20 protein-coding genes and 1 pseudogene are annotated in these 24,020 nt (G+C 68.3%); 4 read left to right on the top strand and 17 right to left on the bottom strand.

Annotated features, from left to right (window positions below; all coding sequences use genetic code 11):
• Positions 1–4: 4 nt before the first annotated feature.
• The 4 genes from GY812_01015 to GY812_01000 all read right to left on the bottom strand — a co-directional run bounded on the left by GY812_01015 (position 5) and on the right by GY812_01000 (position 5,543).
• Entirely contained in the window at positions 5–586 is a 582-nt protein-coding gene (locus GY812_01015; protein MCP4434066.1) for a hypothetical protein, read from the bottom strand.
• 104 nt (positions 587–690) lie between these two features.
• Positions 691–2,253: a phosphoglycerate dehydrogenase gene (locus tag GY812_01010; protein MCP4434065.1), complete on the bottom strand. Its 1,563-nt coding sequence runs from the start codon at positions 2,251–2,253 to the stop codon at positions 691–693.
• Positions 2,254–2,322: 69 nt separating this feature from the next.
• Positions 2,323–4,338 (bottom strand): S9 family peptidase, encoded by a 2,016-nt coding sequence (locus GY812_01005; GenBank protein ID MCP4434064.1) that lies wholly within the window; start codon positions 4,336–4,338, stop codon positions 2,323–2,325.
• Positions 4,335–5,543, bottom strand: coding sequence for a pyridoxal phosphate-dependent aminotransferase (locus GY812_01000; protein MCP4434063.1), 1,209 nt, complete (start codon positions 5,541–5,543; stop codon positions 4,335–4,337). The genes GY812_01005 and GY812_01000 overlap by 4 nt, the downstream gene beginning before the upstream one ends.
• Positions 5,544–5,621: 78 nt before the next feature.
• Here GY812_01000 and GY812_00995 point away from each other — a divergent pair, with 78 nt between their 5' ends.
• From GY812_00995 to GY812_00985, 3 genes are all read left to right on the top strand, one after another.
• Positions 5,622–6,746, top strand: coding sequence for a phosphoserine transaminase (locus GY812_00995; GenBank protein MCP4434062.1), 1,125 nt, complete (start codon positions 5,622–5,624; stop codon positions 6,744–6,746).
• A 153-nt stretch (positions 6,747–6,899) separates the two neighbouring features.
• Positions 6,900–8,630, top strand: coding sequence for an acyl--CoA ligase (locus GY812_00990; protein ID MCP4434061.1), 1,731 nt, complete (start codon positions 6,900–6,902; stop codon positions 8,628–8,630).
• 43 nt (positions 8,631–8,673) lie between these two features.
• Positions 8,674–8,958, top strand: a complete 285-nt coding sequence (locus GY812_00985; GenBank protein MCP4434060.1) for a hypothetical protein — start codon at positions 8,674–8,676, stop codon at positions 8,956–8,958.
• Here GY812_00985 and GY812_00980 read toward each other — a convergent pair.
• The 9 genes and pseudogenes from GY812_00980 to GY812_00940 all read right to left on the bottom strand — a co-directional run bounded on the left by GY812_00980 (position 8,938) and on the right by GY812_00940 (position 18,359).
• The gene (locus tag GY812_00980) at positions 8,938–9,582 is read right to left on the bottom strand and encodes a GNAT family N-acetyltransferase (GenBank protein ID MCP4434059.1); all 645 of its coding nucleotides are present in this window, start codon (positions 9,580–9,582) and stop codon (positions 8,938–8,940) included. The two genes, GY812_00985 and GY812_00980, sit on opposite strands and share 21 nt — an antisense overlap.
• A gap of 104 nt (positions 9,583–9,686) precedes the next feature.
• The gene (locus GY812_00975; GenBank protein MCP4434058.1) at positions 9,687–10,994 is read right to left on the bottom strand and encodes a bifunctional o-acetylhomoserine/o-acetylserine sulfhydrylase; all 1,308 of its coding nucleotides are present in this window, start codon (positions 10,992–10,994) and stop codon (positions 9,687–9,689) included.
• Between the two features lie 116 nt (positions 10,995–11,110).
• The gene (locus GY812_00970; GenBank protein ID MCP4434057.1) at positions 11,111–11,983 is read right to left on the bottom strand and encodes a homoserine kinase; all 873 of its coding nucleotides are present in this window, start codon (positions 11,981–11,983) and stop codon (positions 11,111–11,113) included.
• Positions 11,984–12,066: 83 nt separating this feature from the next.
• Positions 12,067–13,095 carry a ketol-acid reductoisomerase gene (gene ilvC, locus GY812_00965; protein MCP4434056.1) on the bottom strand — a complete coding sequence of 343 codons (1,029 nt, stop codon included), beginning with the start codon at positions 13,093–13,095 and terminating at the stop codon, positions 12,067–12,069.
• Positions 13,096–13,166: 71 nt separating this feature from the next.
• Positions 13,167–13,694, bottom strand: a complete 528-nt coding sequence (gene ilvN / locus GY812_00960; protein ID MCP4434055.1) for an acetolactate synthase small subunit — start codon at positions 13,692–13,694, stop codon at positions 13,167–13,169.
• Positions 13,691–15,469: pseudogene (locus GY812_00955) on the bottom strand (acetolactate synthase large subunit). The gene ilvN and the pseudogene GY812_00955 overlap by 4 nt, the downstream one beginning before the upstream one ends.
• 216 nt (positions 15,470–15,685) lie before the next feature.
• Positions 15,686–16,183 carry an NUDIX domain-containing protein gene (locus GY812_00950; GenBank protein ID MCP4434054.1) on the bottom strand — a complete coding sequence of 166 codons (498 nt, stop codon included), beginning with the start codon at positions 16,181–16,183 and terminating at the stop codon, positions 15,686–15,688.
• Positions 16,184–16,204: 21 nt separating this feature from the next.
• Positions 16,205–17,890 carry a dihydroxy-acid dehydratase gene (gene ilvD / locus GY812_00945; GenBank protein MCP4434053.1) on the bottom strand — a complete coding sequence of 562 codons (1,686 nt, stop codon included), beginning with the start codon at positions 17,888–17,890 and terminating at the stop codon, positions 16,205–16,207.
• 88 nt (positions 17,891–17,978) lie between these two features.
• A complete protein-coding gene (locus GY812_00940; GenBank protein MCP4434052.1) occupies positions 17,979–18,359 on the bottom strand; it encodes a hypothetical protein in 381 nt (126 codons plus the stop codon).
• Positions 18,360–18,503: 144 nt separating this feature from the next.
• Here GY812_00940 and GY812_00935 point away from each other — a divergent pair, with 144 nt between their 5' ends.
• Positions 18,504–19,859: an MATE family efflux transporter gene (locus GY812_00935; GenBank protein ID MCP4434051.1), complete on the top strand. Its 1,356-nt coding sequence runs from the start codon at positions 18,504–18,506 to the stop codon at positions 19,857–19,859.
• Positions 19,860–19,872: 13 nt separating this feature from the next.
• On the opposite strand, the gene GY812_00930 is transcribed toward GY812_00935, so the two are convergent.
• The 4 genes from GY812_00930 to gatB all read right to left on the bottom strand — a co-directional run bounded on the left by GY812_00930 (position 19,873) and on the right by gatB (position 24,019).
• A complete protein-coding gene (locus GY812_00930; protein MCP4434050.1) occupies positions 19,873–21,108 on the bottom strand; it encodes a GNAT family N-acetyltransferase in 1,236 nt (411 codons plus the stop codon).
• 66 nt (positions 21,109–21,174) lie between these two features.
• The gene (locus tag GY812_00925; protein ID MCP4434049.1) at positions 21,175–21,735 is read right to left on the bottom strand and encodes a hypothetical protein; all 561 of its coding nucleotides are present in this window, start codon (positions 21,733–21,735) and stop codon (positions 21,175–21,177) included.
• 129 nt (positions 21,736–21,864) lie between these two features.
• Complete coding sequence (locus GY812_00920; GenBank protein ID MCP4434048.1) at positions 21,865–22,602, bottom strand: sulfite exporter TauE/SafE family protein; 738 nt, start codon at positions 22,600–22,602, stop codon at positions 21,865–21,867.
• Positions 22,603–22,627: 25 nt separating this feature from the next.
• Positions 22,628–24,019 carry an Asp-tRNA(Asn)/Glu-tRNA(Gln) amidotransferase subunit GatB gene (gene gatB / locus GY812_00915; protein ID MCP4434047.1) on the bottom strand — a complete coding sequence of 464 codons (1,392 nt, stop codon included), beginning with the start codon at positions 24,017–24,019 and terminating at the stop codon, positions 22,628–22,630.
• Position 24,020: the final 1 nt, after the last annotated feature.

Genomic DNA, 24,020 nt, shown 5'->3' with positions numbered 1-24,020 from the left:
GCCGTCAGCGGCCGGTGACGTACCAGGCGATCAGCGCGGCGCGGAGGTTGTAGCCACCCTCGGTCAGGTGGATGTTGTCCTCGAGACGGATCTGGGGCGCCCGATCCGCGAACGCATTCCAGTCGTACACCCAGAGGTTGGGGTACATGAGCTTTGCCACGTTGAGGGTGAAGTTGAGCGTGACCTCCACCAATGGCTTGTCGACGTTGACCCACACCACGGGTCGGTTCTGGGCGAGGCGCATGATGCGCTGGACCTTCGGCCCGAAGTGCCGGGGGTCGATGCGGTCATTGGTGCCGAGGGCAACGACCAGGATGTCGGGCAACTGGCCCGCGGCGGCGAGCATCTCCACCACGGCCACGCCCTCGGACGTCGGTCGACCACCCCGGGCATTCACGAACGCCAGGTTGCAGCCGCGAGCCGAGAAGGCCTGCTGCCAGAAGGGGCCGGAGCCGACTGCCAGCGAGTCCCCCACCACTCCCACCGTGCAACTACGCGCCTGTGAGGCCGGCGTCGGTGACGGCGGCTGACAGGACACGCCGACGAGAGCGAGGGCGGCGACCAAGGCCACCAGCCACCTACCCATCGACCTGTGCTTGCACGCACCTACTCGCACTTGTTCGCCCCCAAGTGTCACCCTGACTCCACCCCGGCCCAGCCCTGCGCACCGCGGTCTGCAAATCCTATTGCTCAGCCACCCACGACCGCCACAGAGGTGATCCCCTCGGTCCCGCGGAGCGCCTCCGCCACCGAATCCTGCACGGTGCGGTCAGTCGCCATCACCATCAGCGCCTTGGCGCCCTCCGGCGACGAACCCACCGCCATGTCGTCGATGTTGACCCCGGCATCGCCGAGAACCGCTCCGACCGAGCCGATCATCCCGGGACGGTCGTCGTTGCGCACGATCACGAGGTGATCCGATGGCGGCACGTCGATGTCGTGGTCGTCGATCATCACGATCGACGGCTTCGAGTTGAGCCCCACAAGGGTGCCTGCAATGGCGTGGCCGCCGCCACGGATGCTCACGAGGTTGACGTAGTCGCGGGCGGTCGTGGTGGCCGTGGGGCGCACCTCGATGCCCTGTTCCTCGGCAACTGTCGGAGCGTTGACGTAGCTCACGGGCTCTCCACTGATCGCGCCGAAAAAGCCCTTCAGCACGGACAGCGTGAGAATCCGCGTGTCGTACTCCGCGATGTGGCCCTGGTACTCGAGGTCGATCGTGGTCGAGCATTCACCGCAGAGCCCCGCGAAGATGCGCCCCAGCTGCTCGGCGAGCGGCAGGTACGGGCGCACTGTCTCGGATGCTTCGGCTGCGGACACGTTGACCGCAAACGGCACGAAGTCGCCTGCGAGCGCGAGTTCCACCATGTCGGCGATCGTGTCGCCTGCCTTGTCCTGGGCCTCTTCGGTAGAGGCACCGAGGTGGGGCGTCACCACGACCTCGTCGAGGTCGAACAGCGGCGACTCGGTGGTCGGTTCGGAGTCGAACACGTCGAGTGCGGCACCGGCGATCGTGCCGGCCTCGATCGCTGCGGCCAGGTCGGCCTCGTCGACGATCCCACCTCGGGCAACGTTGACAATCCGCAGGCCCGGCTTGGCCTTGGCCAGCAACTCCGCATCGATCAATCCGGTTGTCTCAGGGGTCTTGGCAAGGTGCAGCGTGATGAAGTCGCTACGTGCCATCACGTCGTTGAGGCTCAGCAGCTGAACGTTGAGTTGGCGGGCCCGCTCCTCGCTCACGAACGGGTCGTAGGCAACGAGGTTCATTCCGAACGCCATGGCACGCTGTGCCACGAGCTTGCCGATGCGCCCGAGCCCGATGATGCCGAGCGTCTTGTCGGACAGCTCCACGCCGGTCCACTTGGACCGTTCCCAGCGCCCGTCCTTGAGCGCCGCATGGGCCTGGGCCACGTTGCGCGCCTGGGCCAGCAGCAACGCCATCGTGTGCTCAGCCGCTGACAGCGTGTTGGACTGCGGCGCATTGACCACCATCACGCCCTGTTCGGTGGCTGCGGCGACATCCACGTTGTCGAGTCCGATTCCGGCCCGGCCGACCACGATCAGGTCGGCGCCCGCGGCCAGCACCTCTGCTGTCACCTGGGTGGCGGAGCGGATGATCAGGGCGTTGGCGCCCACCACGGCGTCGACCAGCTCCTCGGGACTGAGGCCCGTGCGTACATCGACTTCGTGACCCGCATCGCGCAGGCGCTGGAGGCCGCCCTCGGCGATCACCTCTGTGACAAGTACTCGCATTGCACCATCGTGGCGCGGCGGACCCGCGGGCAGCCAGCCGGAAGCGGCACCGATTTCGCCCGGGTGCGGTCAGCCGAGTGCCAGGACCCGGGTGTAGAAGGCCAGTTCGGCCTCGAGAGCGTCGACCACCGTCGACGGATTGCGGAAGCCGTGGCCCTCACCCTCGTAGGCCCGGTACTCGTGGTCGATGCCGTTGGCCTCGAGCGCCGCAACCAGCACTTCGGCCTGTTCAGGGGGCACGACACGGTCCTCGAGCCCCTGGAGCACCAGAACGGGCACAGAAATGCGTTCGGGGTGCTGGATCGGGCTGCGGGCCTCATAACGGTCCCTGGTCTGCGGGAGCGGCCCGACCAGCCCATCGAGGTAGCGCGATTCGAACTTGTGGGTGTCGCCCGCCAGGGCCATCAGGTCGGTGACCCCATACAGGGTGGTTGCAGCCGCGAAGTGGAATCCCGACCTCGTCGCGGGGGCACAAACCGCCTCGAGCGCGGTGAAGCCGCCGGCGGAGCCACCCCGGATCACACAACGGGCGGGGTCCACACGGCCGGTGCCCGCCAAGTGCTCGGCTGCTGCGATGCAGTCCTGCACCTCGACCTCCCCCCAGCCGCCGTCCAGCAGCCTCCGGTATCCCCGACCGAAGCCCGCGGATCCCCTGTAGTTGACCTCGACGACGGCGAACCCGCGGGTGGTCCAGAACTGGATCGAGGGCGACAGCTCCGTGAACGCGTACCCGGTCGGGCCACCATGGATCCTCACCACCAATGGCGGCGCCTCTCCCGGCGGGCCCTCGTGGCCTTGGAGACGCGGTGCGTAGAAGATCCCGTGGGCGACGGCCTGCGAGCCGTCGGCGCCCGTGGGGAACGTGATCGGTTCCGGGGTGGAGATCGACTCCACGGGTGTGGGCCAGCGAGTCGTTCCGAGGTCGGCCCATCCGGCTCCGTCTGCTGGCTGTGAGCCCACGAGCACAGAGGTCGGATCGGTTGGCCGACCGGCCACGACGGCCACCGTGTCACCGGAGGCGACCAGCTGCTGCACCCATGTGGTCGAGGGCAACCCGCCCGCCGGCGCCTCAACCGGCTCGCCGGTTGCCCGACCGGCCGCGGCACCGGGAAGCCGCACGATCCTGTCCAGGCCCAGCACGGTCTCCACCAGCACCACATCGTCGCCCACGAATCCGTAGCGGCCACCGCCCGAAACCCAGCGGGGTTCGCCCACGTCGGCCTCAGTCGAGCGCACCGCGGCGGCACCGTCACCCGAGCCGGCAGGCGGCAGCCCGGGTGCTGCGGCGCTACGCAGCAACCACGCGTCCTCTCGGTCGTCGCACCACCAGAGCGTCCCCAGTGGGGACCACAGCGGAAGACACGCGGCCACCGACGATCCGCCGGCCACACGCCGGGGGCCGACGAGCGCAGCGCTCGTGTCGCCAACCTTGAGTCGCGCTGCCCACAGCTCCGCGGCGTCCCAGGGCATGTCTGGGTGGTTCCACTGCAGCCAGGCGAGGTGCTGGCCATCGGGTGAGACCACCGGCGCGCCACTGAAGTCGGCGCCGCCCACCAGGGACACCGGATCCGCAGACCCATCCGTGGGAAGCCAGGCCAGGTCGTTCAGCGCCTCGTCGAGGGGGGTCCCGTCCTCCGCGAGGTGCACCTCGCGTTCGACCACCATCCACCGACCATCCGGACCCACCACGCCGGCTGCCCAACGGGTGGACCTCTCCGCAGGCCCGGGACGGGTGAGCAACACCGGCGAGTCGTCGTCCGGCGCGAGACGGCGGATGCACTGGTCGTCGTCCTCCACCCAGAACAGGGTCGCGCCGTGGCACCACAGCGCTCCCCCGCCGTACTCGTTGACCCGGCTGCGCGCCGAGGTGACCTGCTTCACCACCTCACCGGGCGCTCTGGCATTGCTGCGGTGGACCCGCATCAATCCACCCGACATCTGTGCGGACCACACGATCGGCTCGCCGGCCGCGTCATGGCCGACGGCCAGGGAACCGAATCGCAACCCACCGGAGGTGGCCAACGAGGCAGTGAGCGGTGACGGCCACGAGCCGTAGGGGGTCACCTCCGGACCCGCCACGGTCATCCCTGCACGAGGGACTTGATGCGCGAGATTCCTTCGACCATGTCGTCGGTGTCCATGGCAAAGGAGAACCGTGCATAGCCGGGCGTGCCGAACGCCTCGCCGGGCACGAAGGCCACGTTGGCCTCCTCGAGCACGAGGTCGGCCAGCTCGAGGGTGCTCGACGCGGTGCGCCCGGCGATCTCGCGGCCGAGCAGCCCGGTGAGGTTGGGGTACGCATAGAAGGCGCCCTCGGGCTCGAGACACGACACGCCCTCGATGGACGACAACATCTCGAAGATCACCCGGCGGCGCTCATCGAACACCTCTCTCATGGCGTGCACCGCCGACAGGTCGCCCTCGAGCGCAGCGATCGCCGCGCGCTGGGCCACGTTGTTGACGTTGGAAGTCATGTGCGACTGCAAGCTGGAGGCCGCCTTTGCGATGTCACCGGGGGCGATCATCCAGCCGACGCGCCAGCCCGTCATCGCGTACGTCTTTGCGACGCCGTTGAGGATGATGCACTGGTCGGCTAGCTCGGGCACCAGCGACAGGATCGACCGGTGCTGCACCGCACCGTAGGTGAGGTGCTCGTAGATCTCGTCGGTGATCACGATGATCCCGTGCTCGAGTGCCCAGCGACCGATCGCCTCGATCTCGTCGGGCGCGTACATCGCACCACTCGGGTTCGACGGCGACACGAACATCAGCGCCTTCGAGCGGTCGGTGCGCGCGGCTTCGAGCTGCTCGACGGTCACCTTGAAGCCCTGGTCGTCGCCGGCCACCACCTCGATCGTCGTGCCACCTGCGAGACCGACGGGCTCGGGATACGTGGTCCAGTAGGGGGCGGGCAGGATCAGCTCGTCGCCGTCGTCGATCACCGTGAGGATCGATGAGTAGACGGCGTGCTTGCCGCCGTTGGTCACCACGACCTGCGACGGTTCGACCTGCACACCCGAGTCACGCCCGGTCTTGGCCACGATCGCCGCCTTCATGTCGGGCAGGCCGCCGGCTGCGCTGTAGTGGTGGTTGGCCTCATCGGAGCAGGCCTCGATGGCCGCATCCACGATATATCCGGGAGTGGCGAAGTCGGGCTCACCGGCGCCGAAGCCGATGACTGGCTCTCCTTGTGCCTTGAGCGCCTTGGCCTTGGCGTCCACAGCGAGGGTCGCCGACGGCTTGATGGCTGCTACGCGGCTCGAGATCCGGCCTTCGGGGGGAGTGCTCATGTGCCCGAAACTACCCCGCAACGGGCCGGAGGCAGAAGGCGTTTCGTCACCGGTCCGCCTTGCCGCGAGACTGTCGGGGTGACTCCCCCCGACATCACCATCCCCCACGAACTGCTCCCCGTGGACGGCCGCTTCGGTTGCGGCCCCTCCAAGGTGCGGCCCGAGGCCATGGAGATGCTGACTGGCTCTGCGGCACACTTCCTCGGCACCAGCCATCGCCAGGCACCTGTGCAGTTCAAGGTGTCCGAGGTGCGCAACGGAATCGCTGAACTGTTGTCCCTGCCCGACGGCTACGAGGTCCTGCTCGGCAACGGCGGCACCACGGCCTTCTGGGACATCGCCACGTTCGGGCTGATCGATGAACGCAGCCAGCACCTCAGCTTCGGCGAGTTCTCCTCCAAGTTCGCCAGGGCAGCCGCCGCTGCGCCCCACCTGGGCGACCCCGACGTGATCACCGCCGAGCCCGGTGACCACCCCGAGTCCGTGGCAGCAGGCGGAATCGATGCCTACTGCCTCACCCACAACGAGACCTCCACCGGTGTGTCGATGCCACTGACCCGCCCGGACGGGGCCGATGATGATGCCCTGGTGCTCGTCGACGCGACCTCGGCGGCCGGCGGCCTGCGCTTCGACCCCTCGCAGGTCGACGTCTACTACTTCGCCCCGCAGAAGTGCCTCGCTTCCGACGGTGGCCTCTGGTTGGCCGCCTGCTCACCCAGGGCCATCGAGCGCATCGAGCGCATCGCGGCATCCGACCGCTGGGTTCCTGCCTCGATGGACCTGGGCATTGCCCTCGACAACTCCCGCAAGGACCAGACCTACAACACCCCGGCACTGACAACGCTGTTCCTTGCCGCCGAGCAGATCCGCTGGATCCTGGAGAACGGCGGCCTGGAGTTCGCCGCAGGTCGCTGCGACGCCTCGGCTGGCACGATCTATGGCTGGGCCGACAGCCACGAGGTGGCAACCCCTTTCGTGACCGACCCCGCCAAGCGCTCACATGTGGTTGCAACGATCGACTTCGACGACGGCGTCGACGCCGCGGCGGTTGCAGCGGTGCTGCGCTCCAACGGACTCGTCGACACAGAGCCCTACCGCAAGCTCGGCCGCAACCAGCTGCGCGTCGCCCTTTTCCCGGCCATCGAGCCGGCCGACATCGCGGCGCTCACGCAGTGCATCGACCACGTCCTGGGTGCCCTCTGACACGCGGGCTGCCCGGTCAGGGAATGTGGATCTGCTCCACGGAGCGCACGTTGCCACCCGAGATCACGCAACGGACGCTTTGGACGCGCGGCATTGCCGGGGACTGCGATACTGCCCCGACGGCGCGGGGCGCCAGAAGGGACGGGAGCCGAGATGGCTGATGCAGCGAAGGTTCGTGACGAGTTGACGGGGCCTGGCGGGGCGTTCGAAGTGGTGACCACCGACGAGATCGACGGCAAGCCCATGAAGGTGTTCAAGGACCGTTTCCCCAACCTGCGATTCATCAGCGAGGTGTTCGGCGCCGCGCACGCCGACAAGGAGTTCGTGGTCTACGGCGAGAGGCGCCAGACATACGCGGAGTTCCTCGAAGATGTCAACGCGCTGTCGGCCTGGTTCGCCGCCAACGGGCTCACCAAGGGCGACCGAGTCGCCGTGCTCAGCCAGAACAATCCCCAGTGGTGCGCCACGTTCTGGGCCGCAGTCGACATGGGAGCAGTGCTCGTCGGCCTCAACGGATGGTGGAACACCGACGAGATCCTCTACGGGCTCCAACACAGCGGGGCGAAGGTCTTGGTGGCCGACGCGAAGCGGTTCGACCGAATCACCGCAGACCTGGATGCCGCACCCGACCTCGAACACGTGCTGCTGGTCGACGCCAACCCCGACAGCTTCGACGCGGGCGACGAGGGCCCCCGACTCCTGCGCTTCGACGACGCCGTCAGCGAAGGGGCTACCGGTTCCCCCGGATTCCCCACCACGGAGATCGCCGAGTCCGACCCGGCGGTCATCTTCTACACCTCGGGCACCACCGGGCGCCCGAAGGGGGCCATCAGCACCCACGCCAACATGGTCGCCAACCTCCAGAACACCGTGTTCAGCCTCACGCTCGCAGCGATGACCAACCCGGATGCGTCGGTGGGCGGCGGCGACCAGCCGGTATCGCTGCTCACGTCGCCACTGTTCCACGTGTCCGGCTGCCACTCGACGCTCGTGGTCGGGTTCATGGGTGGCATGAAGCTCGTGATCCCCGAGGGTCGCTTCGATCCCGACAATGTGTTCAGGCTCATCGAGGACGAGGGCGTGGGCATCTGGGCCACGGTGCCAACGATGATCTGGCGCGCCACCGAGCATCCCGCACGCGGCGACTACGACCTGAGCTCCATCGTGTCGGTCGCCTTCGGGGGCTCGCCGTCCGCCGATGAGTTGCAGCGCCGCATCCGTGACACGTTCCCCAATGTGAAGTCGACCTCCAACGCCTACGGACTCACCGAGTCCTCCTCGGTGGCCACGATCCTCAGCGCGGGCGCCGAGGTCGACAAGGTCGACTCGGTCGGGCTGCCGATGCCAGTGGTCGACCTCGCGATCGGTGATCCCACCGGCAAGCACCTGGGGCCCGGGGAGACCGGTGAGGTGCTCATCCGCGGGCCGATCATCATGGCCGGCTACTGGGACAACCCCGAGGCCACGGCGGACACGATCCGCGACGGCTGGCTGCACACCGGCGACGTGGGCCACCTCGACTCCGACGGCTACCTGTTCATCACCGACCGCGCAAAGGACATGCTGATCCGCGGCGGCGAGAACGTGTACTGCGTGGAGATCGAGAACCGGCTCGTGGAGCACCCCGAGATCGCGGATGCTGCGGTGGTGGGGGTACCGCACGCCGAGCTCGGCGAGGAAGTGAAGGCCGTGCTCGAGATGGGTGAAGGCTCCACGGCCAGCGATGACGACATCCGCGGGTGGGTCCGCGAGGCGCTGGCCGAGTTCAAGGTGCCCACCTACATCCAGCGCTGGGACGGCAAGCTTCCACGCAACGCCTCCGGCAAGCTGCTCAAGAACGTGCTGCGCGGTGAGGGCGCCGTGAGCTTCGCGGAGACCATGTGAAGACTCCGGTCGGCCCGCAGTTGGACAACCCCAACCACGCGCCGTGAGCGGGCCCGGCGACGACCCCCGTTCGGCACCGTCCGACGATGACCGGCCACCTCCCCTGCCCGATGGCGCCTACGACGTCTTCGTGGTCAACGCCGATGACCTGCCGACCGACGGCGGTACCACCACAGCGCTGGAGCTGACGATCACAAGCGGCGAGCACCGCAGCGAGACCATGGCGCTGACCGCTCCGACATGGCTGGGAGAGCCGGTGGAGCTGATCGGCATGCCGGCAACGCTCACTGTCGCCGACGGCGCCCCGTCAGTCCGTATCGACTCCTGAGTTCGGCAGCGTTGCTCCGAGCTGGGCCAGCACGCGGTCGTCGACACCGTGGACCCCCACCTCGATTGCTGCGGCCGCCGAGGCGGGCCAGTCGTCACGGTCGATCGCAAAGGTGACCTGCACAGCGGGCTCACCGCGGCGATCCGCGGTACGCAGGCCTGCCTCTCGGTAGCCCAGGACCTCACTCACGCGGCGCGAGGCGGTGTTGTCCTCGAAGGCGCACGACTCCGCGCGCTCGGCCCCGAGGTGCCCCAGTGCCAGGTGCAGCACCGCAGCGCGCATCTCTCGGCCGAGTCCCCGGCCCTGGTGTTCGCGCCCCAACCATGAGCCGGTCGCGACCGTGCGGCTCTCGACCCAACCCGATGCCGCTATGTCCTGCACACCGACCAGTGCGCCGCCGCACAGCACGGCGAACGGCAGCCGCCATCCGTGCTGTGACACTCCCGCCCAGCACGACAGCCAGAAACCCACCGCGTCCAGTTCCCGTCTCGGCGAGGGGGCATCTGTGAACGGCACTTCGAAGGGCATCCAGTCGGGGTCGTGGATGCCTCGCTCGACGAGGGCGCAAGCCTCGTCGTAGCGGTTCTCGCGCAACGGCTCGAGCACCAGCTGCGGCGTGTTCATGCGCACCCCCCAGACCGGAAACCACTCGCCGTTGCCCGGAGCGGTGTGCGGACGCGGCAGTGGTTTCGCGGTCATGGGGTTTGCAGGCGGCCCGGGTCCAGACGCTACTTCGCGGCGGCGAAGCCTCGTTCGAGGTCGCCGATGATGTCCTCGACGCTCTCGAGACCGACCGACAGGCGGATGAGGCCCGGGTCGACGCCCGTGGAGCTCTGCTCGTCAGCGGTGAGCTGGCTGTGGGTGGTGGAGGCCGGGTGGATCACAAGGCTGCGCACGTCGCCGATGTTGGCGAGGTGACTGTGCAACTCCAGCGCCTCCACGAACTTCTTGCCCGCCTCGAGGCCACCCCTGATGATGAACGCCGGCACCGAGCTGGGACCCTTGGGGCAGTACTTGTCCACGCGGTCGTTCCACTTGCTGGACGCGAGACCCGCGTACTGCACGCTCTCCACCTGGTCGTGACCCTCGAGGAACTCCGCGACGGCCTTCGCGTTGGCGACGTGGCGCTCCATGCGCAGAGACAGCGTCTCAAGCCCCTGCAGCAGCAAGAACGCGTTGAATGGCGACACGGCCGGACCGGTGTCACGTAGCAGCTGGACCCGTGCCTTGATCACATAGGAGCCGGCACCGAGGGCGGGCCAGTAGGCGAGCCCGTGGTAGCTCGGGTCGGGTTCGGTGAACATCGGGTACTTGTCGCCCTCGGAGAAGTCGAACGTGCCACCGTCGACGATCAGCCCGGCGATCGCAGTCCCGTGGCCACCGATGAACTTCGTGGCCGAATGCACCACGATGTCGGCGCCGTGCGCAAGCGGATTGCAGAGGTACGGCGTGCCGACGGTGTTGTCGACGATGAGGGGGATGCCGTTGGCGTGTGCGAGGTCGGCCACCGCCGAGATGTCGAGGATGTCGTTCTTCGGGTTGCCGATCGACTCGCCATAGAGGGCCTTGGTGTTGGGCTGGATCGCGGCGGCCCACTCATCCATGTCGTCGGGGTCCTCGACGAACGTGCACTCGATTCCCATCTTGGGCAGCGTGTAGTGGAACAGGTTGTAGGTGCCGCCGTAGAGGGCCGCTGAACTGACGATGTGGCTGCCCGACTCGGCGAGATTGAGGATCGCCATCGTCTCAGCGGCCTGACCCGAGGAGACCAGCAGCGACCCGGGAATGCCCACCGCGGTCTCGGTCGCCCCTTCGAGTGCCGAGATACGGGCCTCGACCACGCCCTGGGTGGGGTTCATGATCCGCGTGTAGATGTTGCCCATCTCCGCCAGTCCGAACAGGTCGGCTGCGTGCTGGGTGTCGCGGAACGTGTAGGCCGTCGTCTGGTAGATCGGTACGGCACGGGCGCTCGTCTCGGAGTCGGGCACCTGGCCTGCGTGGATCTGGCGGGTTTCGAAGCCCCAGTTGTCGCTCATGTCTCTCCTGTAACGGCCCTGTGGCCTGTCGGTGCTGCAACGGCCCTGCGGGCCAGTTGTCGGCCGCTGTGCGAGGCAGCGGCTCGGTAGCCGGAAGAGAATAGCGAGTGGCGAGCTCAGTTGGCTTCGCGGACTCCTTCGGTGTCGATCGCCACCACCGCGGTGCGACCCTCCGGCAGGCCTGCGGGCACCTGGTAGCCGGCCGGAACGAGTGCTGCCACGGTCGGGCCGGAACCCGACAGCCATGCGGCCCACACCGACCCGTCGTCGAGGAACGCCTCCAGCGCGGCGGCCGACTGCGCCATGGCGTCGAGGCGGGCCTGCTGGTGGAGTCGGTCCTCGCTGGCCCACCGCAGTGCTGCCAGGTCGCCCGTGGCGATCGCTGCAACCCACAGGGCGGCCCGACTCACGTTGTGTGTGGCATCGGTGAGCTCGACCACCTCGGCCAGCGCCTGTCGCGATGCGTCGGTGCCCTGGCTCTCGTCGGGCCACCAGAGTGCAACCTCCACGCCGCCCGGCACATCGAGCCGCACGTCGGTGTCGCCGGCGGAAACGCTGAGGGCACCGAGCGCACTGGCAGCAGCGTTGTCGGGATGCCCTTCGAGTTCGGCGGCCACGTTGCGCGCCGCCCGGCGGGCTCTGTCCGGCGGCACCCCCGCAAGCCTGAACGCAGCGAACGCCCCGGCGACGCGGGAAGCACCCGAGAAGCCCTGCCCGCGGCCGGGCGGAATCGTGCTGCGCCACCAGAGCGAACTGCCCGCAGCGCCGCCCGCCGCCTCGAAGGCCAGCGCAGCGGGGTGGCTCGCCTCGGCCGCCAGCATCGGGACCGGATCATCGCCCTCAAGGACCGACTGCGGAAGCTGCGGTGGGTCCTGCGGCTCGTCACCGGGATCACGGGCATCGAGCCAGAACGGGATGCCGAGCGCGATGGCCAGGCAGTCGAACCCCGGCCCGAGGTTGGCCGACGACGCAGGAGCGCTTACCAGCACCCTTTCGAGGGTACGCGCGTTGTGCTTTGTTGCCGCTGCATCACGCATGGCTTGATGCAGCACGAACAGGACGGGACTGCAGCTCAGTCGCCGCCGGAGATGTCCTCGACCTTGGTCTTGCCCGCCGAGATCCACGGCATCATGTCGCGCAAGCCGGTGCCGACCTGCTCGACCTGGTGCTGCTTGCCTGCGTCACGGAGATCTTCGAAGTTCGAGCCACCGGAGCGCACCTCGCCGATGAACTCCTCAGCGAACTGCCCGGAGCGGATCTCGTCGAGGATCCGCTTCATCTCGGCCTTGGTCTCGTCGTTGACGATCCGCGGCCCGCGGGTGAGGTCTCCGTACTCGGCGGTGGTCGAGATCGAGTAGCGCATGCCCGAGATGCCCTGCTCGTACATGAGGTCCACGATCAGCTTCAGCTCGTGCAGGCACTCGAAGTAGGCCGACTCGGGCTGGTACCCGGCCTCGACCAAGGTCTCGAAACCGGCCTGCACCAGGGCGGACAGCCCGCCACACAGCACGACCTGCTCCCCGAAGAGGTCGGTCTCGGTCTCTTCTTCGAACGTGGTCTCCAGAACGCCGGCACGCGTGCCGCCGATCGCGTCCGCGTAGCTGAGCGCCAGCGCCTTGGCGTTGCCCGTGGCGTCCTGGGACACGGCGATCAGGCAGGGCACGCCCCCACCCTCGGTGTAGGTGCGCCGCACGAGGTGACCCGGCCCCTTGGGAGCGACCATGGCCACATCGACCCCGGCGGGGGCCTTCACGTAGCCGAAGCGCACGTTGAACCCGTGGGCGAAGAACAAGGCGTCGCCATCGCTGAGGTTGGGTGCCACATCCGCCTCGTAGACCGGGCCGATCTCGGTGTCGGGCAGCAGCATCATGATGAGGTCGGCTTCGGCGGTGGCCGTAGCGACATCGGTGACCGCCAGGCCCGCCTCAGAGGCCTTGGCCGCCGACGAGGAGCCCGCGCGGAGGCCCACACGCACATCCACGCCGGACTCCTTCAGGTTCAGCGCATGGGCGTGACCCTGTGAGCCGTAGCCCAGGATCGCCACTTTGCGGCCGGCGATGATCGACGCGTCAGCGTCCTTTTCGTAGTACACGTTTGCCATGGGGCAATTCTCCCTGAGTCGGGGGTAGATGACGAAAATGGCGGGGCGGGCACCGGCGGTCTCGGTGAGGGTCAGCCGGCCGAGCGGAGGCCCGGCGCACCCGCGCTTCGCTCCAGGCGGGGCAAGGCAACACGGCCGGTGCGCTGGATGTCGACGATTCCGTACGGGCGCAGCAGCGCCTCGAGGTCATCGAGGCGGCCCGGCACGTCATCCAGGCTCACCGTGAGCTCGTCGGCACCCACGTCGATCACGTCGGCGTCGAAGAGCCCGACGAGCTCCAGGATCTCGCCGCGCGAGCCCGGGGCGGCTTTGACTGTGAGGAGCATCAACTCGCGCTCGATCGAGTCCCGCGGATCCAGCTCGGAGATCTTGATCACGTTGACCAGCTTGTTGAGCTGCTTGACGATCTGCTCCAGGGGCGCCGACTCGACATCGACCACGATCGTGATGCGGCTGAACCGGTCGTCGTCGGTAGGTGCAACCGCCAGGGAGTAGATGTTGTAGCCACGGCGGGCGAACAGGCCGGCGATCCTCGCCAGCACACCGGACCGGTTCTCGACCAGGACCGACAGGACCTGGTGGCGGGCTTCGGGGCTCACTGGGCACCTCCGTCATCGGTGCCGGTACCGGACTGGGTGGGATCGACCACGATGTTGTCGTTGGTGAGGCCGGCCGGGACCATTGGGAACACCTTCTCGGATGCGTCGGTCCGAAACTCGATGACCACCGGTCGGTCGTTGATCTGGTTTGCCTTGTCGATCGCCGGGCCGACCTCTTCGGGCGACTCGACACGCAACGCCACGCACCCCATCGCCTCGGCCCACTTCACGTAGTCCGGCAGGTCGGGTGACAGGTACACCTCGGAGTAGCGCTCCTCGTAGAACATCTCCTGCCACTGGCGCACCATGCCGAGGTACGCGTTGTTGAGGATCGCGATCTTCACCGGGATGCGTTCGGTGGCGGCCGTGACCAGCTCCTGGGCGGTCATCTGGAAGCAGCCGTCGCCGTCGATCGCCCAGACCATCCGGTCGGGGCGCCCCGCCTTCGCGCCGATGGCAGCCGGCACCGAGAAGCCCATGGTGCCGAGCCCGCCGGAATTGATCCACGTGTAGGGGTGCCTGAACTGCCAGTACTGCGAAGTCCACATCTGGTGCTGGCCGACACCCGAAGCGACGATGCAGTCCTCGGGTGCCCGCGCGCGGATCTGCTCCAGCACGTACTGAGGCTTGAGGAGCTCCCCAGGCTCCGACTGCTCGTAGGTGAGCGGGTACTTCTCCTGCCAGCCAGAGATCCGGGACCGCCATGGCTTGCGGTCGGGCCAGTCGACGCCGTCCTTGTCGAGCTGGGCGCGCAGCACCTTGGTGAGCTCGTCGATCACCAGCCGGCAGTCACCCACGATCGGCACATCGGGGCGACGCACCTTGCCCAGCTCGGCCGGGTCGATGTCGACGTGGATGACCTTGGCATCGGGGGCAAAGCCATCGAGCCGGCCGGTTATGCGGTCATCGAACCTGCTGCCGAGGGCGATCAGCAGGTCCGACTGCTGCATCGAGGTGACCGCGGTGTAGTTGCCATGCATGCCGGGCATGCCGAGGCACAGTTCGTGGTCATCAGGAAAGGCTCCGCGGGCCATCAGCGTGGTCACGACCGGGATGTCCGACAGCTCCGCCAGTTCCAGCAGCGACTCGGCAGCGCGGGCCTTGAGGATGCCGCCGCCGGCATAGATGACCGGTTTGTCGGCCTTGAGCATCAGCTCAGCTGCCTCGCGGATCTTGCGGGGATGCCCCTTGAGCGTGGGCTTGTAGCCGGGCAGGCTCGCCGCGACCTCGTCGTCGGTGGGCCAGTACCACTCGAAGTGCGCGGCCGGGTTCTTCGGATCGACGATGTCCTTGGGAATGTCGACCAGCACCGGTCCCGGGCGGCCGGTGGTGGCGATGTGGAACGCCTGGCGGATCACCATCGGGATGTCCTCGGCACGCGTGACGAGCTCGTTGTGCTTGGTGACGCTGCGGGTGATCCCGACGGTGTCGCACTCCTGGAATGCGTCGGTGCCGATGCTCGGCGTGCCGACCTGGCCTGTGATGACCACCATCGGCACCGAGTCCATGAACGCATCACAGAGCGGCGTGACGATGTTCGTGGCGGCTGGCCCAGAGGTGACCATCGCGACGCCGGGGCGGCCCGTGGAGTGGGCGTAGCCCTCGGCCATGTGCCCGGCGCCCTGTTCATGGCGCACGAGGATGTGGCGAATCGGGCTGTCGATGATCGGGTCGTACACCGGCAGGATCGCCCCGCCGGGCAGTCCGAAGATCGTGTCGACGCCCTCCATCTCGAGGGCCTTGATGAGTGCAGCGCCGCCGTTCGTGGTCATTTGTCGTGTTCCTGTGTGCTCGGGTTGGGGTGTGGCTTGCTCGGACGCCGCCCGGGCTGTGTTGCGCCGGGCCGGAAAACCGGAACGACCTCCCGAAGGAGGTCGTGGCGCAACGCGGGAAGTGGACCGGTCTGCGCCTCAGGCGCCTACTACAAGCTCGGTCGTTTCACGCACCGCACCAGTCTGCCCCAACGGCCGGCGCTCTGCCAACCACTTCGCTCACACCAGCAGTGGCGCCGCCAGCGCAGCCGAGTCTGCGACGAACTCCAGCCGAGCCATCATCGCCTCCAGTTCCGCGCGGCTGACGAACCGCGCCTCGACCACCTCGCCGTCGGCGAACTCGAAGGGTCCGTCGTGGGTGACGGTCCAGATCCGTGCCAGTTCGTCCACGTCGTCATCGGTGAAGCTCGCCTCACCCAGGTAGTCGAGGTCCCCGGGTCGCACAACGACGCCGACCTCCTCGGCCAACTCGCGCACAGCTGCGTGTTCCCAGTCCTCCCCAGCAGTCACCACGCCACCCACGCACAGGTCCCACCGGCCCGGCCAGAGATCCTTGTGATCGCTGCGTCGGTGCACCAGGACCTGCCCGACGCTGGACCGCACGATCACGAACGTGCAGCGGTGGCGCAGCCGGTTGGCCCGCATCTCCGAACGGGTCACGACGCGTTGCACCGAGCCGTCGGCTGCCAACACCTCGACCGGTTCGCCGGCAGCCAAGACCGCCGCTCCGCTGCCCGCTCAGGCCCGGGTGATGGCGCCGACGTCGGCGCCCTGTGCCAGCGCCGCGTACTTCGCCAGCACTCCTTTGGTGTATCGCGGCTCGGGGTGCTTCAGGTTCGCGAGTCGCGCCTCGAGGGTGGCGTCGTCAACAAGCAGGTCGATGGTGTGATCCGTCACGTCGATGCGGATGCGGTCGCCCTCCTCGACCAGCGCGATCGGGCCGTTGTCGACAGCTTCGGGCGACACGTGGCCGATGCAGAACCCGTGGGTGCCACCGGAGAAGCGCCCGTCGGTGATCAGCGCCGAGTCGCCACCGCGCCCCGCGCCCTTCATGGCACCGGTGATGGCGAGCATCTCGCGCATTCCCGGTCCGCCCTTGGGCCCTTCGTATCGGATCACGACCACGTCGCCGGCATTGATGCGACCGCCCAGCACAGCCTCCATCGCCGCGTCCTCGCCGTCGAACACGCGGGCCGGACCCTCGAAGTGGTCGAAGTCGATCCCGGCCACCTTCACGACGCCACCGTTGGGAGCGAGCGAGCCGCGCAGGATCGCGAGTCCGCCCACGGCGTTGATCGGCTCGTCGAAGTTGTGGACGACCTCGCCGTCCGGTGCCGGCGGCTTCACCATCTCCAGGTTCTCCGCCACGGTGCGGCCGGTAACCGTGATCTCGTCGGTGTGCAGCACCCCTTCCTCGGCGAGCATCTGCATCACCACGGGCACGCCCCCGATTCGGTCCACGTCGAGCATGTGGTACTTGCCATGGGGCTTGGTATCGGCAAGGTGCGGAACCCTCGCCGCAACCTTGTTGAAGTCCTCCAGCTGCAGGTCGACCTCGGCCTCGGCCGCTATCGCGAGCAGGTGGAGCACGGCGTTGGTGCTTCCACCGAGGGCCATCACGACCGCGATGGCGTTCTCCAGCGAGCCCTTCGTGATGATGTGGCGCGGCCGGATGCCCTCGCGGAGCAGGTTGATGACCGCGACACCTGAAGCGTGGGCATAGTCGTCGCGCCGGCGGTCGACCGCCGGAGCGGAGGCGGAACCGGGCAGCGACAGCCCGAGCGCTTCGCCAACCGAAGCCATCGTGTTGGCCGTGAACATGCCCGCACACGCACCGATGGTCGGGCATGCCTCGCGTTCGATCGCGCCCAGTTCCTCGTCGTCGATCGCACCGAGCGCGTGCGCGCCGACGGCCTCGAACACCGACACGATGTCGAGCACCTGGCCGTTGTGGTTGCCGGGCAGCTTGGAGCCCCCGTAGAGGAAGACCGTCGGCAGATTGAGTCGAGCAGCAGCCATCATCATCCCGGGCAGCGACTTGTCGCAGCCCGCGAAGGTGACCATCGCGTCCATTCGCTCGGCGTGCATAACCGTCTCCACCGAGTCGGCGATGACCTCGCGACTGACGAGGCTGGCGCGCATTCCCTCGTGGCCCATCGAGATACCGTCGGACACAGCGATCGTATTGAACTCGATCGGGAAGCCGCCGGCGGATCGCACGCCGTCCTTGGCCTTCGCTGCCAGGCGGTCGAGTGGCATGTTGCAGGGCGTCACCTCGTTCCAGCTGGAGGCCACGCCCACCTGCGGCTTGTCCCAGTCGTCGTCGGTCATGCCGATCGCACGCAGCATCGCCCGCGCTGGTGCCTTCGACGGGCCCTCGGTGACGTCGGTGGACCGCGGCTTCATCTGGGGGGTGTCGCTCATGGCCACAGCGTACGACCGCTCCCCCGCCCGAGGCGATCCCGAACCCGCCCCGCTCGCCGCCACCTCCGGGAATCGGTTGGCAGGAGCGTCAGAAGGCGTCGGGGTCGACGCGCACGCAAGCGGTCTTGGGGGTGAGGAACTCCGCGCCCGCGTCGCTCACGAGCACCACGATGCATCGCTCGGTGAACCCGGCCCACCAGCCCTTCGGCTGGAAACGCACCACGGCGCGACCAGCGCGGGCGTCGACGCTCACGAAGTCCTCCGCGTCGGCGGACTGCTGGGCAACGCTGCCGGGGACCGATCGACCCGAGTTGAATGCCAGGAAGTCCTCCTGGGTTGCGCCCGCGAACATCTCCTCGAGTTCGGTGACCCGCTCGTCCACCTGCTCGGTGGCGGAACTGTCGGCGTACATCTTGGCACCCACTGCGCCGGCGACGACCAGCACCAGCAGCAACACGATGATGATCACCGTTGAGCGTTTGCGCCTGCCGCCCCGACCCATTCCCCCACTCCACCACACCAGCACCGGCCAGGGGGGTACCCGACCACAGGCGGGTGTGTCGGTTCCTGAGCCGAGTCGCAGGTCGGCACCGCTGCAGTGGCAGAGTTGGGTGTGGTCGACAGTGCAGCCCCAGAAGGCGACCGGGCCCAGCGCCCACTCGACCGCCAGATCTGGGCCCTGGCCGGACCGGCGGTGCTCACACTCGCGTCCGAGCCGCTCTACCTGTTGGCCGACACCGCGATCGTGGGCCGCATCGGCACCGAGGCGCTCGGCGGCCTGGCCGTGGCCAGCGCCGTGCTGCTCTTCGCCACCGGCATGCTCATCTTTCTCACCTTCGGCACCGCCGCCACGGTCGCCCGCCTGCTCGGCGCCGGCCAGCCCGACGAGGCCGCGAAGCAATCGGTGCAGGGTCTGTGGCTGGGCATCGGTCTGGGCGTCGCGGTCGCGCTGCTCCTGGCGGTGCTCGCGGACTGGCTGCTCGGTCTGTTCGGTGCCACCGAGGAGGTTGTCGACTCGGCGCGCACCTACCTGCTCGTGAGCCTCTGGGGGCTGCCGGCGGTCACCCTAGCCATGGCCGGCACCGGCGCACTGAGGGGCCACCTCGACACGCGCACCCCCCTCGTGGTGGCAGTGTCCACCAACACCCTCAACGTGGTGCTCACGATGACGCTCGTTCTGGCTCTCGACCAGGGAATCGCTGGCGCGGCCTGGGGCACCGTGATCGCAAAGATCGTCGCCGCGGTCGCCTACAGCGTGATCGTGGTTCGCATGGCGAGGCGACGATCGGTCCAGCTGGCACCCGACGGCGGCCGGATCCGCTCGCTCGCGGTCGTGGGTCGCGATCTGTTCATCCGCACCGTGGCGCTGCGCGCGTCGCTCACGATCACCGTTGCGCTGGCGGCCCGCAAGGGAACGGTTGCCCTGGCGGCATTCCAGGTGGGGTTCCAGGTCTGGGCGGCCCTCGCCTACGTGCTCGATGCCCTCGAGGCAGCCGCCCAGTCACTCGTCGCCAAGGCCCTCGGTGCGCACGATGCCGTGCTGGCCCGGGTGACCTCGCGCCGGATCATCGTGTGGTCGGTCGGTTGCGGAGCCCTGCTCGGCGGGATCACCGCCGTGTTCAGCCCGGTGATCGCGGGCTGGTTCACAGACGACGAAGCGGTGCTCGACCTCCTCGTGGCCGGGCTGTGGTGGGTGGGGCTGAGCCAGCCCCTCAACGGCGTGGCCTTCGCCCTCGACGGGATCCTCGTGGGAGCTGGTGACCAGCGCTACCTGGCGGTCGCCATGGTCGGCTCGCTCGGCGTGATGGCACTGGGCGCCGCGATCATCTCCAGGCCGGCGGTCGACCTGAGGGGGCTGTGGCTGCTGCTGATCGCCTTCATGGCGTCGCGGGTCGTTCTGCTGGGAGTTCGCTACCGCACTGACCGCTGGCTGCACATGGGCAGCGGCTTGCCACCCGCCACCCCTTGAGCGGGTCGGCCCGTCAGAAGAACTCCGTGATCCACGGCGACGGCCACCAACCGAACGCCGCATCGGCGCGCTGCAGCGCCCCATCGGCCAGCTCCTCGACGCGACCCGCCTCCGACAACCGTGCAAGCGAACCACCGCCGAGTACGACCGACCCGAGCTCCGCCACTCCCAGGCGCAGGTCAGGCTCCTGCGTGCTGCGCTCGATGCGACCAGCCCCCGACGCGTCCGTGACCAACCGCCAGGTGCCCGCGGTGGTCGCACCGGATGGTTGCCGGTGGTCGACCACGTCGATGACCAGCTCGGTCTGCGTGCGGTAGGTGCGCCCTGCCAGCGCGGCGGGCACATCGAGCAGGCGCAACCACAGGCCGTCATGTTGACCCACGCTGTCCGGGGCCCATCGGTCCGCCAGCACGTCGAACAGCAACCCGTCGCCCGGGATCCAGGCGACAACGGTGCGGATCAGGTCGAGCTGGAGCACCGCCTGCCACATCGCCAACTCGGCTCCCGCGTCGAGGCCGAAGAGCTCCACCACTTCCAGCTCGTGCTCGGGGCCCGATGGTCGCCAGTCGGCACGCACGACGTAGAGCGCGTAGGCATCCAACCCGCCCGCCGGCGAGCGGTGGGCCAGGCACATCAGGTTGCCCTGCTCATGCTCGTACCCCCCGAGCCGGTGCATCCAGCGCTGCAGGTTGCGCGACACCTCACCCGGACGACGGGTGATGGCCTTGCGATGAATCGGCTCCAGCACGTCGATGCGGTCCTCGGGGTGGATCACCTCGACGCCGCCGTCGGCCACCGGGGCACCCGCACGCATCGCAGCCCGCCGGGTGTCGATACGTACCTTGAGCTCCCTCGTGGCAGCACCGAAGCCGAAACGGCCATAGATGGTCGGCTCGCTCGCATACAGCCCGGCAGCCACATGACCCGCCGCAGCGCCATCCGCGAGCATCCGGTCCATCATCGTGCTGAGCACGCCACGGCGCCGGTGCGAGGGCAGCACGCCCACATCTCCGATGCCCGACAGGCCTACCGAGGTCCCTCCCGGCAGTGTGATGTCGAACGGGTGCACCAGGCACGAACCTGCGGGAGAGCCGTCGATCTCGGCGAGGTACGAGGTGGTGGTGCGCCGCAGCTCGAGTGTCTCCTCGAAGAAGCCCTCGTCGAAGACCCGGCCGAACGAGAACAGGTCGGTCCGCGCTGCTGTGCGCAGGTCGTCGACCTCGGTGATCTCGCGAACCTCTAGCGCCATGGCCGACAAGCTACGGCCTCACAGCCGCCACCAGAGCACGAAATCGCAGCAGCGGTACTGCAGGCTCTAGACAGGTCCGCAGTTGGCGGACACCCATTCGCCCAGCTCGTCGTTGGCGGCCTGCGTCTCCGGACTGGCCAGCAGCCGCGAAGCCGTCGCCTCTGCATCGGCGGCACGGATGTCGATGTCGGACATGCCGGCCCAGACGGCCTGCAGGGTCGTCAGCGGCGGTACGGCCTCCGCCGGTGCAATCACGATCATGTGGGCGAATACCCGCTCCAGCGACGAGAACAGCTGGCTCGCAGCAGCAGGGTTGGAGGCGATGCTCGCAAGGTTGATGTCGGCGGTGGTGAGGTCGGCCATCGCCTGGCCCGTGAGCAGGGTGCAGAGGTCGGATTCCTCGTTGAGCGCCTCGATGCGACGGATCAGGTCGTTGACGTCGACATCACCGGTGAACACGTCAGACGCGCCACCGGCACCGCTGGGCGCGGTCGGCAAGGGTCCGTCGAGGCCTTCATCAACGCCGGCTATCTCCTGGGTGCCACCGCCGCCACATGCGCTGGCCAGCACCACGGTGGCCACCACAGCCGAAGCCAGCTTCAGTACCCGTGCCTTCCCCTGTGTCATCGCCCTCATGTCAGTCCTCGGAACCCGTTGCGGCAGCTGTAAGCCCCGAGCTGCCCTGCAACCATGGTAGGACGCCCCCCTGGGTCGACGCGAGTCGCCAGCGGCCAACTGGGGGAATCGCCCTGTGCGTCAGCCCCGGATGGCCCCGCCCAGCGTGAGCGACGCAGTCACGACTATCAGCACCAGCACCAGTACCCGGAAGCGCTCCTCGGGCACCCGTCGGTGCACGGCGGCACCCACTAGCCACCCGAGCGGCCAGGCAGGGAGGGCGACAGCCGCTGCCACCAGCACCGAGCGGTTGTACTGGCCGGCGATGCCGAACAGCACCAGGGCCACAACTCCGGCAACGGCGAACAGCGTCGCTGTGGTGGCCCGGAACGGCCCTTTGGTCACCTTGTGAGCCTGCAGCAGCAGGACCACGGGCGGCCCACTGATGCCGATCGAGGTATTGAGCACACCGCTCAGGAATCCGGCGCCCACATCCGCGGCACGGTTGGGCGGCGGTGGGGTCCAGCCCGAAGCGAGGGCGGCGGCAGTCAGCAGCACGACGACGGCGATGGCAACCTTGAGCGGATCCTCGGGCACGGCATCGAGCACCAGCAATCCGAGCGGCATGCCGACCATCGACCCCGCCAGCAGGCGCCCCGCCATCGGCCGGTCGGTGTCGTCGCGGTAGCGGATGGCCACCCCGGAGTTGGACAGCAACCCGACGATGGCTGACAGCACCACCGCCTCCTTGGGGCCAACCACCAGAGCCATGATCGGCACCGTCACCAGGGCGAACCCGAACCCCGACAGCGCATTGAGCGCCGCGCCGGTGAACACGGCGACAGCCACCACCACGAGCGCACCTACAGAGGGGGTCATGGGAGGTGCAGGCGGGTGCTGCCCTTCAGCCCTTGCGGTCGTTGAGCAGCTTGTTGACAGCCTTGCCGTCGGCCTGGCCCTTCGTGGCCTTCATCACCTGGCCGACGAAGAAGCCGGTCACCTTGGTGTCGCCGTCACAGAAGCGCTGCCACTCATCGGGGTTGGACTCGATCAGGCCGTCCACGATCCCCTCGAGCTCAGAGGAGTCCATCGCCTCGAACCCCTTGTCGGCGGCAATCGCCTCCGGGTCGGTTCCCCCGTCGACCATCTCGGCCAGCACCGTCTTGGCCTGCGTAGCGGTCAGGGCGCCGTCGAGTTCCATGCCGACGAGCTTCGCCAGCATCGCCGGGTCGAGCCCGATTGCCCTCTCATCGGACAGATTGTGTTGTGCGTGGGTGAGAGTGCGGACGGGATCAGCCCCAGCCTCGATCGCGGCCAGGCACAGCTCCTCCAGCCCGCGCTCCACGACCAGCGCGGTCTGTTCGAGTTCTGCACCGGTGGCCTCCGCAAGCCTGTGGCGGCGAGCCGCAGGGAGCACCGGCAGCGCGGCGGCCACCCGGTCGATCCACTCCTGGCCGGGGTCGACCTCAACCAGGTCCGGCTCCGGAAAGTACCGGTAGTCGTCGGCCTCCTCCTTGGAACGCAGCTTGTGGGTACGGCCGTCGTCCTCATTCCAGTGCCGGGTCTGCTGTTGCACCCGGTCCCCCGCCTCGATCAGGTCGACCTGGCGAGCCGCCTCGTACTCGATGGCGCGGCCGAGGCTGCGCAGGGAGTTGACATTCTTGATCTCGCAGCGCGTCCCGAGCTCCTCTTCGCCACGGCGCCGCACCGACACGTTGCAGTCGACCCGCAACGAGCCCTCTTCCATCTTGCCGTCGGACGCACCCACCGCCACGAGGATCGCCCGCAGCTCGGTCACGTACGCCTTCGCTTCCTCGGCGTTGCGGATGTCGGGCCTACCGACGATCTCGAGCAGCGGCACGCCGGCGCGGTTGTAGTCGATCGTGGAATGCCCGGCGTCGTGGATGCGACCGCCACCGCCGACGTGGGTCGACTTGCCGGTGTCCTCCTCGAGGTGGGCCCGCTCGATGCCGATCACCTTGCCCGAGGGCAGCTCGAGGGAGCCGCCGACGTCGATCGGACGGTCGAACTGGGAGATCTGGTAGTCCTTCGGCAGGTCCGGGTAGAAGTAGTTCTTCCGCGCGAAGGTGCTCGGCGACACGGTGCTGCCGAGGGCCAGACCCACCCTTATGGCCAGCTCCACCGCCTGCTCGTTGAGCACCGGCAGCGAGCCCGGCAGCCCGAGCGTGAACGGGTCGATGTTGGTGTTGGGGTCGCCGCCGAACTCGTTGGCGGCCGACGAGAACAGCTTCGTGCGTGTGGCTAGCTCGGCGTGCACCTCGAGGCCGATCACCATC

This window comes from Actinomycetes bacterium, assembly GCA_024222295.1.
In the GTDB taxonomy this organism is placed as follows: Bacteria; Actinomycetota; Acidimicrobiia; order Acidimicrobiales; family Microtrichaceae; genus JAAEPF01.
This window is presented reverse-complemented; position numbering and strand designations above follow the sequence as displayed.

Excerpts from the sequence above, each read along its gene's own strand:
- GY812_00975 (MCP4434058.1), bottom strand. The coding sequence starts at position 10,994 with ATGAGCGACAACTGGGGCTTCGAAACCCGCCAGATCCACGCAGGCCAG.
- GY812_01015 (MCP4434066.1), bottom strand. The coding sequence starts at position 586 with ATGGGTAGGTGGCTGGTGGCCTTGGTCGCCGCCCTCGCTCTCGTCGGC.
- GY812_00925 (MCP4434049.1), bottom strand. The coding sequence starts at position 21,735 with ATGACACAGGGGAAGGCACGGGTACTGAAGCTGGCTTCGGCTGTGGTG.
- GY812_01000 (MCP4434063.1), bottom strand. The coding sequence starts at position 5,543 with ATGAGCACTCCCCCCGAAGGCCGGATCTCGAGCCGCGTAGCAGCCATC.
- GY812_00980 (MCP4434059.1), bottom strand. The coding sequence starts at position 9,582 with ATGAACACGCCGCAGCTGGTGCTCGAGCCGTTGCGCGAGAACCGCTAC.
- GY812_01005 (MCP4434064.1), bottom strand. The coding sequence starts at position 4,338 with ATGACCGTGGCGGGTCCGGAGGTGACCCCCTACGGCTCGTGGCCGTCA.
- ilvC (MCP4434056.1), bottom strand. The coding sequence starts at position 13,095 with ATGGCAAACGTGTACTACGAAAAGGACGCTGACGCGTCGATCATCGCC.
- gatB (MCP4434047.1), bottom strand. The coding sequence starts at position 24,019 with ATGGTGATCGGCCTCGAGGTGCACGCCGAGCTAGCCACACGCACGAAG.
- GY812_00990 (MCP4434061.1), top strand. The coding sequence starts at position 6,900 with ATGGCTGATGCAGCGAAGGTTCGTGACGAGTTGACGGGGCCTGGCGGG.
- ilvD (MCP4434053.1), bottom strand. The coding sequence starts at position 17,890 with ATGAGCGACACCCCCCAGATGAAGCCGCGGTCCACCGACGTCACCGAG.
- GY812_00930 (MCP4434050.1), bottom strand. The coding sequence starts at position 21,108 with ATGGCGCTAGAGGTTCGCGAGATCACCGAGGTCGACGACCTGCGCACA.
- GY812_01010 (MCP4434065.1), bottom strand. The coding sequence starts at position 2,253 with ATGCGAGTACTTGTCACAGAGGTGATCGCCGAGGGCGGCCTCCAGCGC.
- GY812_00920 (MCP4434048.1), bottom strand. The coding sequence starts at position 22,602 with ATGACCCCCTCTGTAGGTGCGCTCGTGGTGGTGGCTGTCGCCGTGTTC.